The 13444-nt window shown below is 38.9% G+C and carries 13 protein-coding genes; 11 read left to right on the forward strand and 2 right to left on the reverse strand.

The window, feature by feature from the left end; genetic code table 11:
- Nucleotides 1-11: 11 nt before the first annotated feature.
- The 8 genes from AB3G38_RS03025 (at nt 12) to AB3G38_RS03060 (ending at nt 7951) form a co-directional block, all read left to right on the forward strand.
- A complete protein-coding gene (locus AB3G38_RS03025; protein ID WP_367867024.1) occupies nt 12-935 on the forward strand; it encodes a helix-turn-helix domain-containing protein in 924 nt (307 codons plus the stop codon).
- A 161-nt stretch (nt 936-1096) separates the two neighbouring features.
- A complete protein-coding gene (locus AB3G38_RS03030) occupies nt 1097-1837 on the forward strand; it encodes a hypothetical protein (protein ID WP_367867025.1) in 741 nt (246 codons plus the stop codon).
- Nucleotides 1838-1981: 144 nt separating this feature from the next.
- Complete coding sequence (locus tag AB3G38_RS03035) at nt 1982-2677, forward strand: hypothetical protein (protein WP_367867026.1); 696 nt, start codon at nt 1982-1984, stop codon at nt 2675-2677.
- Complete coding sequence (locus tag AB3G38_RS03040) at nt 2674-3357, forward strand: response regulator transcription factor (RefSeq protein WP_367867027.1); 684 nt, start codon at nt 2674-2676, stop codon at nt 3355-3357. The genes AB3G38_RS03035 and AB3G38_RS03040 overlap by 4 nt, the downstream gene beginning before the upstream one ends.
- Nucleotides 3358-3479: 122 nt before the next feature.
- Complete coding sequence (locus AB3G38_RS03045; protein WP_367867028.1) at nt 3480-4757, forward strand: sensor histidine kinase; 1278 nt, start codon at nt 3480-3482, stop codon at nt 4755-4757.
- A gap of 105 nt (nt 4758-4862) precedes the next feature.
- Nucleotides 4863-6080 (forward strand): MFS transporter, encoded by a 1218-nt coding sequence (locus AB3G38_RS03050; RefSeq protein WP_367867029.1) that lies wholly within the window; start codon nt 4863-4865, stop codon nt 6078-6080.
- A 79-nt stretch (nt 6081-6159) separates the two neighbouring features.
- Complete coding sequence (locus AB3G38_RS03055; RefSeq protein ID WP_367867030.1) at nt 6160-7404, forward strand: arsenic transporter; 1245 nt, start codon at nt 6160-6162, stop codon at nt 7402-7404.
- Between the two features lie 94 nt (nt 7405-7498).
- Nucleotides 7499-7951, forward strand: coding sequence for a GNAT family N-acetyltransferase (locus tag AB3G38_RS03060; RefSeq protein ID WP_367867031.1), 453 nt, complete (start codon nt 7499-7501; stop codon nt 7949-7951).
- A gap of 58 nt (nt 7952-8009) precedes the next feature.
- On the opposite strand, the gene AB3G38_RS03065 is transcribed toward AB3G38_RS03060, so the two are convergent.
- Nucleotides 8010-8273 carry a hypothetical protein gene (locus tag AB3G38_RS03065; protein WP_367867032.1) on the reverse strand — a complete coding sequence of 88 codons (264 nt, stop codon included), beginning with the start codon at nt 8271-8273 and terminating at the stop codon, nt 8010-8012.
- Between the two features lie 351 nt (nt 8274-8624).
- Here AB3G38_RS03065 and AB3G38_RS03070 point away from each other — a divergent pair, with 351 nt between their 5' ends.
- The gene (locus AB3G38_RS03070; protein WP_367867033.1) at nt 8625-9068 is read left to right on the forward strand and encodes an Hsp20/alpha crystallin family protein; all 444 of its coding nucleotides are present in this window, start codon (nt 8625-8627) and stop codon (nt 9066-9068) included.
- A 170-nt stretch (nt 9069-9238) separates the two neighbouring features.
- Here the strand turns inward: AB3G38_RS03070 and AB3G38_RS03075 are convergent, their stop codons facing one another.
- On the reverse strand, nt 9239-9715 hold the full coding sequence (locus AB3G38_RS03075) for a CinA family protein (RefSeq protein WP_367867034.1): 477 nt from the start codon (nt 9713-9715) through the stop codon (nt 9239-9241).
- Nucleotides 9716-9973: 258 nt separating this feature from the next.
- Between AB3G38_RS03075 and AB3G38_RS03080 the strand changes: the two genes are divergently transcribed.
- Entirely contained in the window at nt 9974-11710 is a 1737-nt protein-coding gene (locus AB3G38_RS03080; protein ID WP_367867035.1) for a glycogen-debranching protein, read from the forward strand.
- A 123-nt stretch (nt 11711-11833) separates the two neighbouring features.
- On the forward strand, nt 11834-13402 hold the full coding sequence (locus tag AB3G38_RS03085; protein WP_367867036.1) for an FAD-dependent oxidoreductase: 1569 nt from the start codon (nt 11834-11836) through the stop codon (nt 13400-13402).
- The last annotated feature ends 42 nt before the right edge of the window (nt 13403-13444 follow it).

The following is a 13444-nucleotide window of genomic DNA, read 5'->3' on the forward strand; positions in this document are numbered from 1 at the left end:
TTAGTATACTTATGAATAATCACCAGCTTTTTCGTTTTCATACGATCACCGAATATCATCGGGCAGTGGGGCTACCTAATCCTGCGCATCCGCTGATTAGTTTGGTGCATATGGAAAACATCAACAAGCCACTGGCCGAAGGCTCGTTCAATTTGATCTATGATTTTTATTCAATCTCAATGAAAAGAGTAAAGAATACTAAATTTAAATACGGTCAGCAGGCCAGTGATTTTGATGAAGGTGTATTGTTTTTTATGTCACCCGGTCAGGTATTTGGTGTCGGGATTGAGAAGGGTAGTGTAATGCACCGTCCAGAAGGCTGGATGATCCTTATTCATCCGGATTTTTTGTGGAACACACCGCTTGCCAAAACCATTAAGCAATACGAATTCTTTAACTACTCGGTTTATGAGGCACTTTATTTATCGGATAAGGAAGAAATGATGCTTACTACAATCGGGCAAAATATAGAACAAGAATACCATGCCACTACAGACCGTTTCAGTCAAAGTGTAATCATTGCCCAGTTAGAGCTCTTGCTCACTTATTCCGAAAGATTCTATCAACGTCAATTCATCACCCGAAAGATCGCCAGCCATGAAATATTGACCAGGCTGGAAGATTTACTGACCAATTATTTTAACAGTGGTGCACTGGCTCAAAAAGGGCTGCCCAGCGTGACTTATATTGCCGGAAACTTAAATATCTCACCAGGTTATCTAAGTGGTTTGCTTAAATCCCTTACCGGGCAAAATACTCAGCAACATTTACATCACAAGTTGATTGAACTTGCAAAGGAGAAACTCTCCACCACCAATCTGTCGGTCAGTGAGATCGCTTATGAGTTGGGTTTTGAACATTTGCAATCCTTCAGCAAACTTTTCAAGATCAAGACAAGCTTTTCACCAATGGAATTCAGACATTCCTTTAATTAACAATATCAGGCCGGAGTTAGCACTAACTCCGGCCTGATATTGTTAATTAAACTATCTGAAAAAATTCCGTATGAAGTTAAATTAATCTCCTTTTCATCTCCTGTTCAGTTCACATGGATAGTTTTGAGGTATAAATAATGCAAAACTAATAAGGAGAAAAAATGAAAAGTCAAATTAAAAAAATCGCAATAACTGCAACTCTTGCTCTTATGAGCGGATTGGCAATGTCTCAGGTACGCCCATTAAATAATCTTCCGGCCGGGCCAGTTAAAGGTCCTGGTGATATGCCGCCACCTCCACCAGAAAGAAATAATGGCGGCCCGGAGCGTCGTCCGGTACTAAAAACACTTACAACTCTGAATGGGAAAGTGTTGGCATACCAAACAAATGACAGCTATGCCTACAACAGCTTTACCCTTCAAAATGGCAGCCAGGTGATCACAGTCAGGTTTCCTGAACATTTGGGTAAGCAGCTAATGAGCAACGCTGATAAAGGAAAAACAGTTACCGTTAAAGGGTTTACAGATCTTGATCCGGACGGCTTGAGTACTTTTCAGCTGGTGAGTGCCGTGGTAGGTGGTAAAAATATTGTTGATACGCCACCAAGACCTCCAATGGTACCGGTAACAGCAGAATCCGGAACTTTTACTGGAAGCATAAGGGAGATCAGGCGTGACCAGAGCGGTGCGATCCGGGGATTTAATCTTGATAACAAAGTGCAGGTAGACTTACCTCCACCTGCTACTGAACAATTACAGTCCCTGTTGAAAACTGGTGAGAAGGTTAAAGTTACCGGCTTTAAAGATACCGTACCAAATGGTGTTGCGCTGGCATCCAATGCACCTGCGATTATTCATCCGCAAACCATTGAACTCAATGGTCAGACCTATCTGTTACGATAAGATAACCGGGGAGAACAGCCTCTCCCCGTTTTTTTATGAAATAGCAAACTAACAGGGCTGTTTTGCTGTTAATTAAATTATTCAAATCTCTTTCAGGCGATAATAGATGCTGAATAAAAAAAATCATTAGACAAACAACCGCAAATGAGTAATAACCGTTCTTTAGTATTGGTGATCATCGCACTATTGCTGGTTATTGTATGGTTATTGGTAAAATCTCCCGTTCCGGTACTGCCCAGACCACCATTACGTGAAGATCTTCCAAAACATAAAAAAGTGCAGAAACTGCGTACTGTTACAGGAATAGTTACAGCCTATAAAAACAATCCTCATTTAGATATTAATGCTTTGGAACTTAAAACCAAAACAGCAGGAATGATGACTATTGATTTTCGTCCGCATACAGCCGAAGCGGTAAAAAAGATTGGTATTACAGGGCAGCTGGTTACCATAACTTATAGCTTACAGCCAAACGATGAGGAAGCTGGATACCAGCTGATGGCCATAAAGAATAATAAAACCGGCATTGGTCAGGTTCTTGAAAACTTGCCACCACCTCCTGATATACCTGATCATGAAACGGAGAGTTTCAAATTGAATAAACCTTTAATTATCACAGATCAATATGGTGGTATTGTGGCGTTAAAACAGCAACAATTACTTTTTCATTTTAAACCCGGGCTGGTAAATAATATAGCACCCCTGATCAAATTAAGCCAGCAGTTAAATCTTGTCGCAGTAAGGCGTCCTGATAACCTTGGCTTTATCAATGTGAACCACGATAAAGTATATATTGTTCTCAGCATAACCATGGATAACAAAACTTTTCTAGTCAGATGAAGATATTATTGGTAGAAGACGAAATTAAATTAGCAGGTTTCATTGCCGATGGCCTGATGCATGCTGGTCACGTATGTGACCATATAGCCGATGGTAATAAGGGCTTGGAAACGGCCATGGTAAATAATTACGACCTGATCTTGCTCGATCTGATGTTGCCAGCACTTAATGGCTTTGAGGTATTGAAAAACTTGCGCAATTTCAATAACCAAACTCCGGTAATCATACTCAGTGCGTTAAATGATACCGAAAACGTGATTAAAGGTCTTGACTTTGGTGCTATTGATTATCTGAAAAAGCCATTTGATTTTGATGAGTTATTAGCCAGGGTCCGCGCTGTTCAGCGACGTTCACTAGCACATAGTACTTTAAAATTACAGGTGTCAGATCTCCATATTGACCTGTTGAGCAGGGAAGTTTGCAGGGCCGAAAAACCAGTGATTCTGAGTAATCGTGAATTTAGTTTACTGGAATTCCTGGTTTCCAATTCAAATAAAGTGATTACCAAATCACAAATACTTGAAAAAGTATGGGATATAAATTTTGATCCTGGAAGTAATATAGTAGAAGTACATCTTTATCAGTTGCGAAAAAAAATGGATAGGGGATATAATGAAGAGCTGATCCACACAGTTATTGGGCGGGGATATATCCTCAAAGGCGAAGTAAAAAAGGGATAAGAAGGATGCTGGGAAAACGACAGTTTGGGATCAAGTTAAAAATAACTATAGTATTTAGTCTGATCTTTATATTGCTAAGTTTTTCATTCAATCTGTATTGTTACCGGCAGATCAGAACCTTAATGATTTCTGATAATAATACCTACTTGCTGGCAATGGCGCAGACGCTTCTGGATAAAACAGAAATATCACCTGTAATTATCCCTTTGCCCGATAATAATACCTCTATAAGGGTTTTATACCATTCAGCAGGTAAACCTGTCACAGTTTTCCAGTCTCCTGGGATCATTAAAAATATCAGCATACCTTCAAAGACCGGAGTGACAGATACCTTAGGAATGAGGGTGGCCTATGTAATCAGCAGCAATGCAGATGATCCAGCCGAATTGATGCTTGTGCGCAATGCAGATCAATTAAACCATAACCTGCATTACCTGCTGTTACTACTTTTCGCCTGCAGTCTGATCAGTGTATTACTGGCAGGTTTAATCGCTTATATCTTGTCTTTCTATTTGTTGCAACCTGTACAGCGGATCATCAATGCGGCCAAAGTAATCAATACCAATAAGCTCAGGGATGTTATCCCGGTTAAAAAAACCAATGATGAACTGCAGGAGCTTACAGAAACCATTAATACTATGCTATTGAGAATCGATGAATCGCTGCAGCAGCAGCAAAACTTTTTTGCGTCGGCTTCTCATGAGCTTAAAACACCGCTGGCCATTATGCGCGCGGAGATAGAGGTTCACTTGTTAAAACCAGGATTGGCCACGCAGCTATCAAATTTAATGGAAAGCCAGTTATCAGAAATTAACAGGCTGGAACAGGTAGTACAAGAGTTTTTATTGATCAGTCAGCTGAAAAGCAAAGGGATCACTTTACATAAACAACAGTTAGACCTCTCGTCAGTTATCCTGAAATTATTCCACAGGGTTCAACCATTATTACAGGAAAAAGAACTGAAAACTACAATCCATTTTGATAAGGAAGCAGAAACATTCATGATTTGGGCAGACGAAGATAAGTTAAACATCCTGTTAATGAATCTTATTGAAAATGCGATCAAGTATAGTGCTGCTGGTACTATTATTACTTGTTGTGTTCAACAAACATTACAAAAAAATCATATAGCAATTAGCTTCAAAAATACGATTCCTGAAGAGAGCTTTCCAACCGAAAATCTGCAAAATGCTTTTCATAGAGAAACTCTTCAGGCAAATGGTGCAGGCATTGGCTTATGGCTGGTCAAAGAAATAATCCATTTACATGGTGGAAATTTTAATATTACCAGTGCTGATTTCATTTTTGAAGCAGAGATTACCCTGCCCTTAACAAAATTTGGTGCTGTTCATCAAATTGATGGGCAATCCGTATATCCAACCCATATGAAGAAAAATTAATATGCATACTTTTCTTGATAAGTGTCTGATTTTTATTTAGTTATTTTGTTTTGTGGTTTTTTAGTGTCCAAACAATAGTTCCAATCCTTCTGTTGACAATTTAATATGAGCAAACACATAAAAGGAGCCACGGTAAACAAAAAGATCATCTGGCCATTGCAATCTCTCAATTTTTTTATGGCCGATCTCCAGGCAGGGGTAGGTCCGTTTTTGGGTATATTCCTATTAGCCCATGGCTGGAAAAGTGGACTGATTGGTTCGGTAATGACTATTGGTGGAGTAGCAGGAATGATTATGACTATTCCTGCGGGGGCATTAATCGATGCGACTAAAAGAAAACGGTTTTACGTAGTGATTTCAGCAGTCTTTACTATACTGGCATCCTGCGTTATTTTATTCTCCCAGGAGTTTTGGGTGGTCAGTATATCGCTCGTTGCTACAGCTATCGCAGGTTCGGTTATAGGTCCGGCAATAATCGGTATTACGCTTGGAATAGTTAAGCAGAAGGGTTTTAACCGGCAGAACGGTAATAACCAGGCATTTAATCATGCAGGTAACGTTTTAGGTTCAGCTTTTTCAGGTTATCTCGGCTATAAATTTGGAATGACTGCTATATTTTTATTATCCGCCTTTTTCGGAGTATTATCCATTATTTCAGTTTTAATGATACCGGCAAAGTCCATCGACGATAATGCTGCACGAGGGATGAAAGAAGGGGGAGAAGACGATAAAGCAAGTGGTTTTAAGGTGCTGTTTCAGTGTAAACCTCTATTGGTGCTTGCGGGCGCACTTGCCTTTTTCCATCTTGGTAATGGTGCAATGTTACCCTTATATGGGTTGGCGGCAGCTGCCAAAAATCAGGAGAATGCGTCGGTATTTGTATCCATGACAATAATTATCGCTCAACTGGTCATGATAGGTGCTTCTTTGCTTGCAATTCGTATGTCTGAAAAAAGCGGTTATTGGCTGGTATTATTGATTTCTTTTATCTCATTACCTATCCGTGGTTTAATTGCAGCACATATGGCAAGCCATATCGGTATCTATCCAGTACAAATCCTTGACGGTATCGGTGCTGGTCTGCAAAGTGTGGCTGTTCCCGGACTAGTCGCGCATATTCTGAACGGAACAGGCCGTGTAAACATCGGTCAGGGTGCGGTTATGACAGTTCAGGGACTTGGTGCCTCGTTTAGCCCTGCAATAGGCGGTTGGATAGCACAGGAAATAGGGTACAACTCCACCTTTATGATCCTTGGAGGATTTGCCATCGGTTCAATTTTACTGTGGGTTTTATTTGCAAAAACTATCAGAGCTGTTTGTTAGCTGGTATTAATTTTCTTCATCTCATTAACTTCATCTAATAATATCAAATAAATCAAGTTGAACAATCTTACCTGTTTTTATGAATAACATACTTATCTGGAGCATTTCTTTTATTGCAATTGCAGGTGTCATTATACGGCCTTTTAAAGTCACAGAAGCATTTTATGCGGTAAGTGGGGCCTTTGTACTTATAATTCTTCAACTCATCAGTACATCAGATGCGCTGGCAGGAGTAGCAAAGGGTCTGGATGTTTATCTGTTTCTGACCGGAATGATGTTGCTGGCTGAAACAGCCAGAGAGGAAAAACTATTCGACTGGCTGGCCGCACATGCGACTATAATGGCCAAAGGATCCTCAGGGAAATTATTTTTATTAATCTATCTTGTTGGTATTATCGTAACAGTATTTCTATCGAATGATGCAACTGCGGTGGTTTTGACACCAGCTGTAGCTGCCGTTGTGAAAACTGCAAAGGTGGAAAAACCTTTACCCTATTTATTGATCTGTGCATTTGTCGCTAATGCAGCTTCCTTTGTATTACCTATATCCAACCCGGCAAACTTAGTGATTTACGGTACTCACATGCCTTCTTTATTACATTGGCTTGGGCAGTTTTTAATACCTTCTGTGTGTGCCATAACTGTTACTTACTTTATGCTTCGCTATACACAACGCGACTGCTTTACAGAGAAAATTGAAACTGACATCGAATTACCTCAACTGACTCAGGGAGGTAAAATGGCATTGATCGGTATATGTGTTACAACAGTAGTACTTTTAGTTTCATCAGCATGGAATATTCAGCTTGGTTTACCAACGGCAATTACCGGCATTATTACCACTGTGATCGTGCTGGCCAGGACAAATAAAAATCCTGTAACTATTGTCAAAGGTGTGTCCTGGTCTGTATTACCTTTAGTAGCAGGTTTGTTTATAATCGTTGAAGCTTTAAATGAAACCGGTATGATTCAGCAATTAACTGCGCTTTTAATGCATACCATCTCCAGATCCGAAGCGGCAGCAGTTTGGCTAAGTGGTTCAGTGGTTGCAGTGGCCTGTAATTTGGTTAATAATTTGCCAGCTGGTTTGATTGCAGGGAGTGTGCTCCAGAATGGTCATGTTCCTGAAAGTGTAAAAAGTGCAGTGCTTATTGGAGTGGATCTTGGCCCGAACCTTTCCATCACCGGCTCGCTGGCTACCATTTTGTGGCTCGTGGCGCTGCGAAGGGAAGGCCAGGAAATTAGTGCCTGGACATTCTTGAAATTAGGAAGCATGATCATGACTGCAGCACTGCTAATATCGATACTGTCTCTATGGATATAAATACTTTTTATTTTCCGTAGCTAAAATTTATAGTTTGTTAATTATTTTTTCTTGTAAACTTGCTATATCTTGATTGTTATTAACCCTGATGCCTATGCTTATTATAAAATACACACCAGTTTTTAAAGAGAAATGTATCGAAATATTTAAAAGTAATTTACCTAAATTCTTTGCTCCGGATGAATTGCAATTATTTGAAGCCTTTTTAGATCATGATACTGAAGATAACTATTATGTTGTAGAGGACGATGGACACTTATTAGGCTGTGGTGGCATTTTTTTAGATGAAAAAACTGATGAGGCGGGCCTGTCATGGGGCATGGTGCATGCCCGGCATCACCTGAAAGGAATTGGTAAATTGTTTACACAATACAGGATAGATCTCTTAAAGAAATTATATCCTGCCAAAATCTACAAAATTGATACTTCACAGCATACGGCGGCATTTTATGAAAAAAATGGTTTCAATATAGTCTGCATTATACCAGATGGTTTTGGTAAGGGAATCGATAAGTATACCATGAAAATGGAAAATAGGTTAATGTAAATAACATATTAGTGAAACTAGTTATAAAGATGTAAAACTAGTTTCACCGCTAAATTGATTAAAGGTTTTTATCCTTTGTCTCTTTAACTATTTCAGAAGTATGAGAAAAGTTACCCTTGCTCCATCCAGCGTTATTACCATAAGGGTTGGTAATATATGCACCTGTTTTGGTATCTAAAATAACTACTCCTTTTTCTCCTACAGCGGTCTGATACCTTCCAATTTGTTCAGAACCTTCTTGCTTGAAACTAAAAGCGCCGAATAATAGTGTTGCAGTAAAAAGACCGATCATAACTGATTTAATGTCAACTGAATACTTCATAAATATTTAAGTTTAATTTGTGCGATAAATCTAATATACAATAACTGCCAGAAAATTAATCACAAATATTTAAGGTAATCAACAGCTGATTAATATTGTAAACGGAAAAATATATTGACGGGCTAAAGGAACCAAAATGAGTATGGCTAATCTGACATCCCATTTGAATAGTTTGTCTGAATTTTTGACAGATTTTTACTGAGAAAATAGTATAAATATTGAAATTTTTTCAGGTAGAATAGCTCAAAATGCAAATGGCATTGACCTTGTATTTCATTTTATGAATATGAGTTCAAAAATTTTAATTAACAAAAGTTTTAATCATTAAATCAAATTAAGGAGGAAAAACCCATGACATTGGTTAAATTAAATGCTGAAAACAAAAAGAAAAACGTATTAATACCAGGCTTTAACGACGTTTTTGATTCAATTATCAATGATACTTTTTTTTCTGACCGTCTGCTAACCAGAGTTCCGGCAGCCAACATCAGCGAAAGCCCTGATCACTTTCATTTGGAGCTTGCTGCACCTGGCTTAAATAAGGAAGATTTCAAACTTAACCTGGAAAGAAATGTATTGAGCGTCACTGTCGAAAAACAACCTAAAGATCAACAAAATCAAAAGCATTTCACCAAGCGTGAATATAGCTACACTTCTTTTGTACGTTCTTTCAGCTTGCCGGAATCAGCTGATGAGAACAATATTCAGGCTAAATATGCAGCTGGTATATTGACAATTGAAATTCCAAAAAAAGAAGAGGCTAAAACAATAAGCCGTCAGATTGAGATCCAATAAAATGTTTCAACAAAGGGCCTTTTACTTGTAAAGGGCCCTTTTTTATATCTCTTGTCAATTTTATATCTCTAATCAATTATTATTTAAAGCAGAAAGCCTTTTGAATTTATTTACATTAAAAGCATAGAGAAAGAATTCACCGCAGGTTCCGTGTCTTTTATCGCTATAATTTAAGACAAATATGTAATCAGCAATTCAGCTGTTCTTTGTACAGCCTGATCAACAATTTCTTCTGGACAGCCCTCAAATACTTTTCTGTCCGAAAACAAGGGCTTGCTATGGAGCTGGCAATCAATAAATATCGTGCCGACTGGTTTTTCCGGACTTTCACTACCGCCGGGACAGGTAAGTCCAGTTACACCAATGTGTATGTCAGCTGGAATCAATTCAAAGAGTCCTTTAGCAATGGCTTGTGTGACCTCCATAGATTCCGGTGTAAAAGTTTTGATCATTTCTTCAGGAACATTTAATAAAGTTTCTTTAAGCATTGCATCGTAACAAATAATTCCGCCCTTTAAAAATTTTCCGGCATCATTCAGCAATGAAAAATCTGATGCAATCCTTCCGGCAGTTGCACTTTCCGCAAATGCAAGGGTGAGTCCCTGAGCGATTAATAATCTTCCGCATATTTCAAGTTGGTCATTCATATTAGTGAATATTAAAAACTAAGTCACTGATTTTGGATTATATAACCGGCACTTATCTGTTTTGTTTAATTTCTTTTAAATCATAGTATGATCTTTTCTGACCGGTTACTAATACTTATTTTTTACTTGTATAAAATATTTTAAAATGTGATTTGCGCTCATTATAACAAAATATAGCGCAATTTCCGGCTTAGCGCATTTGCTAAAACACAGTTTATATTAATTTGTTAACATGAAATTATCAAATCATAAATACTGATGGAATTAAAAATTTTACCTGGAAAATCATTTCCACAAGGGGCTACCTGGGACGGCAATGGTGTAAATTTCACCTTGTATACTGAAAATGCAACAGGAGTAGAGTTGTGCCTGTTTGATGCTGAGAACGAGGATACTGAAATCAAGTTGAAAATCACTGAGCGGACAAACCTGATCTGGCATATTTATGTTGAAGGTATCTGTCCCGGCCAATTGTATGGGTTTCGGGTTTATGGACCATATGAACCCCAGGATGGACATCGTTTTAACCCGCATAAACTACTTGCAGACCCTTATGCAAAAGCGATGGCGGGAAAAATTGATTGGAACGATGCACTTTTTGGATACATCATTGGCAACAAAGATGATGATTTGAGCTATAGTGAAGTAGATAGTGCCCCTTACGTCCCTAAATCTGTAGTTATTGATCCTGCCTTTGACTGGCACGATGATAAGCGCCCCGATATTACTTATGAAAATTCAATTATTTATGAGGCACATGTAAAGGGGCTCACTAAACTACATCCTGGTATTCCCGAAACAATTCGTGGAACTTATGCAGCAGTCGGGCACCCGGTTATGATTGACTACCTGAAAAGGCTTGGTATAACAGCCATTGAGCTAATGCCTGTTCATGACTTTTTAAGTGACAGACACCTTGAAGAAAAAGGCCTGAGTAATTATTGGGGTTACCATACGATAGGTTTTTTCGCTCCTGATTCACGCTACTGTTCAAGTAGTAAACACGGAGCTCAGGTCAAACTTATTGCTGAACCCTGGGACATCGGTGAAGATGGTTATCAAGTTGGGAAATTTCCACCGGGCTGGGCAGAATGGAATGGTAAATACCGTGACGAAGTTCGCCAGTTCTGGAACCATACTGCACCTAATTTGCCCGAGTTTACTAATCGGCTCACTGGTAGTGCTGATTTGTACCAGAATGAGAGAAAACCTACGGCCAGTATCAATTTTATTACTGCCCATGATGGTTTTACATTGAACGACCTGGTTTCTTATCATGAAAAACATAACCAGGCTAATGGTGAGGAAAATCGTGACGGGGAAAGCCATAACCATTCTTTTAATTTTGGCGTAGAAGGACCGACAGAAAATGCAACTGTTAATGCGGCCAGAGCACAACAAAAAAGAAATTTTCTGGCCACTCTTTTCCTATCTCAAGGCGTGCCGATGCTATTGGCAGGTGATGAAATGGGACGTTCGCAAAAAGGTAATAATAATGGATATTGTCAGGACAATGAAATATCATGGATTAACTGGAGCCTCTTAGACAACGATTTATTAGACTTTACAAAGCAATTGATCCATATTCGCAAGCAACATCCTGTCTTTTGCCGTAAAAATTGGTTTAAAGGGAGCCCGGTCAAAGAAAATGGAGTAAATGATATTGCGTGTTTTCTACCTTCAGGACAAACCATGAATGAACAGGACTGGCATATACCTATAGGAGAAGCGCAATCTATAGCTATATTTTTAAACGGTAAAGGTATCAATAGTGTAGATGCTGCTGGAGAAAAGATTACCGATGTTAACTTTTATATGATTTATAATTCAAGTGTTGAACAAATCAATTACAAATTGCCTGAAGCAGCTTATGGCAGGTCATGGGTTCCTGTAATGAATACTATGCTCCAGGTAAGCAGTGACCCTAACTATCTGGCAGAATCAATTGTTACGGTTGGCGGCAGATCGGTTATGCTATTGAAGGAAGAACAATAATTATAAACAACTTTATTATAAAGATGTTATGGTTTAAAAAATATAAATAAGTAACATCCTCAGTCTGCTTCAACTAAAAATTTCTCATAAAGTACTATGCAGGTGATGATTTAGAATGACAATATGGAGAATAAAAGCAAACAAGATTTAACTGTCCAAAGAGATAGTGCAACCCTGAGCGTATGGCAAAGAAATGCTATTATGCCCGATCTTCAGCAAACAAAGGGTTTTAATCGCGATCAAGTATACGATTGTTTAATTGTTGGCGCAGGAATCACCGGTATTACCACCGCTTTGCTGCTGCAGCAGGCAGGCCTGAACTGTGTGATTGCTGAGGCGCGCTCTGCTGGATTTGGGACAACCAGTGGTACCAGCGCACATTTAAACACCTTTTTCGATGCGACTTATCCAGAGATCGAAAGTGATTTCGGACATGATGCTGCAAAGTTAACAGCCCAGGCCGGTAAAGAAGCATTTGATATCATTTGTAGTTTTGTAAAAGACTTGAAGATTGATTGCGATCTGGAGTTTAAACAAGCCTGGCTGTATGCCGAAAATGAAAAGGAAAACAAGGAGTTAATACAAATTCTTGAAGCATCTAAAAGAGCAGGCCTGCAAGTTGAAATCGCAACTGAAAGTGATGTGCCAGTTCCTTTTTCAACTGTAATTAAATTTGAACAGCAAGGGCAGTTTCATCCTTTGAAGTATATCAACGGATTGCTTGCTGAATATATAGCTTTAGGCGGAATACTCCTTGAAAATACACCAATCATATCTTATGAACCTGAAGGAGATAGTCACATCGCTAAAGCCGGTTCAGTAGCCATAAAAGCCAATAAAATTGTTTATGCCACACATATGCCCCCAGGGATAAACCTGCTGGATTTAAGCAATGCACCCTATCGGAGTTATGTGATTGGTTTAAGATTAAAAGATGACCAGTACCCTGCAGGTTTAGCTTATGATATGCAGGAACCTTATCATTACTTCAGAACACATATTATTGATGGGCAAAAATATCTGCTCGTGGGCGGAGAAGACCATAAAACTGGTCATGGTGATCCCGATAAGGCTTTTGAAAATCTGAAAACTTATGTAAGCCAGTACTACAAAGTCGAATCTGTAGACTTTGAATGGTCTGCTCAATATTATGTGCCAGCAGATGGTTTACCTTACATCGGGCAACTTCCTGGTCATGATCAGGATATTTTTGTTGCCACCGGCTTTAATGGTAATGGAATGATGTTCGGTACACTTTCCGGCAGAATTATAGCAGATCTTATCCTGGGAAAGAAAAATAAATATCAACAATTGTTTGATCCTTCCAGGTTAAAACCATTGGCAGGTTTCAAAGCATTTGTAAAAGAAAATGCAGATGTGGCCTGGCATTTTCTGGCTGACCGTTTTTCATTTGAACGACTTGATGAGCTTCAGAAATTAAAAGCAGGCGAGGGGAAGCTTGTCAAGTTTGAGGATAAACAATTAGCAGTTTATAAAGATGCAACGGGTAAAATTACGGCATTAAACCCAACCTGTACACATGCAGGGTGTATAGTACAGTTTAACCATGCAGAGCAGAGCTGGGATTGCCCCTGTCACGGCGGCAGATTTGATATTTCAGGCAAAGTCCTGAATGGTCCCCCAACTCAGGATCTCGAAAAAATTATCATCAATTATGATCTGCAGGTATGATACAGCTATTTATTCTCCAACAAAATCTGTTCTTCTGGAATA

Origin of the sequence: Pedobacter sp. WC2423, from assembly GCF_040822065.1 — a bacterium.
Taxonomy (GTDB): Bacteria; Bacteroidota; Bacteroidia; order Sphingobacteriales; family Sphingobacteriaceae; genus Pedobacter.

What these genes read in the sequence shown, in the direction of transcription:
- AB3G38_RS03025 (WP_367867024.1), top strand. Translation starts at nt 12, where the DNA reads ATGAATAATCACCAGCTTTTTCGTTTTCATACGATCACCGAATATCAT.
- AB3G38_RS03030 (WP_367867025.1), top strand. Translation starts at nt 1,097, where the DNA reads ATGAAAAGTCAAATTAAAAAAATCGCAATAACTGCAACTCTTGCTCTT.
- AB3G38_RS03035 (WP_367867026.1), top strand. Translation starts at nt 1,982, where the DNA reads ATGAGTAATAACCGTTCTTTAGTATTGGTGATCATCGCACTATTGCTG.
- AB3G38_RS03040 (WP_367867027.1), top strand. Translation starts at nt 2,674, where the DNA reads ATGAAGATATTATTGGTAGAAGACGAAATTAAATTAGCAGGTTTCATT.
- AB3G38_RS03045 (WP_367867028.1), top strand. Translation starts at nt 3,480, where the DNA reads ATGATTTCTGATAATAATACCTACTTGCTGGCAATGGCGCAGACGCTT.
- AB3G38_RS03050 (WP_367867029.1), top strand. Translation starts at nt 4,863, where the DNA reads ATGAGCAAACACATAAAAGGAGCCACGGTAAACAAAAAGATCATCTGG.
- AB3G38_RS03055 (WP_367867030.1), top strand. Translation starts at nt 6,160, where the DNA reads ATGAATAACATACTTATCTGGAGCATTTCTTTTATTGCAATTGCAGGT.
- AB3G38_RS03060 (WP_367867031.1), top strand. Translation starts at nt 7,499, where the DNA reads ATGCTTATTATAAAATACACACCAGTTTTTAAAGAGAAATGTATCGAA.
- AB3G38_RS03065 (WP_367867032.1), bottom strand. Translation starts at nt 8,273, where the DNA reads ATGAAGTATTCAGTTGACATTAAATCAGTTATGATCGGTCTTTTTACT.
- AB3G38_RS03070 (WP_367867033.1), top strand. Translation starts at nt 8,625, where the DNA reads ATGACATTGGTTAAATTAAATGCTGAAAACAAAAAGAAAAACGTATTA.
- AB3G38_RS03075 (WP_367867034.1), bottom strand. Translation starts at nt 9,715, where the DNA reads ATGAATGACCAACTTGAAATATGCGGAAGATTATTAATCGCTCAGGGA.
- AB3G38_RS03080 (WP_367867035.1), top strand. Translation starts at nt 9,974, where the DNA reads ATGGAATTAAAAATTTTACCTGGAAAATCATTTCCACAAGGGGCTACC.
- AB3G38_RS03085 (WP_367867036.1), top strand. Translation starts at nt 11,834, where the DNA reads ATGGAGAATAAAAGCAAACAAGATTTAACTGTCCAAAGAGATAGTGCA.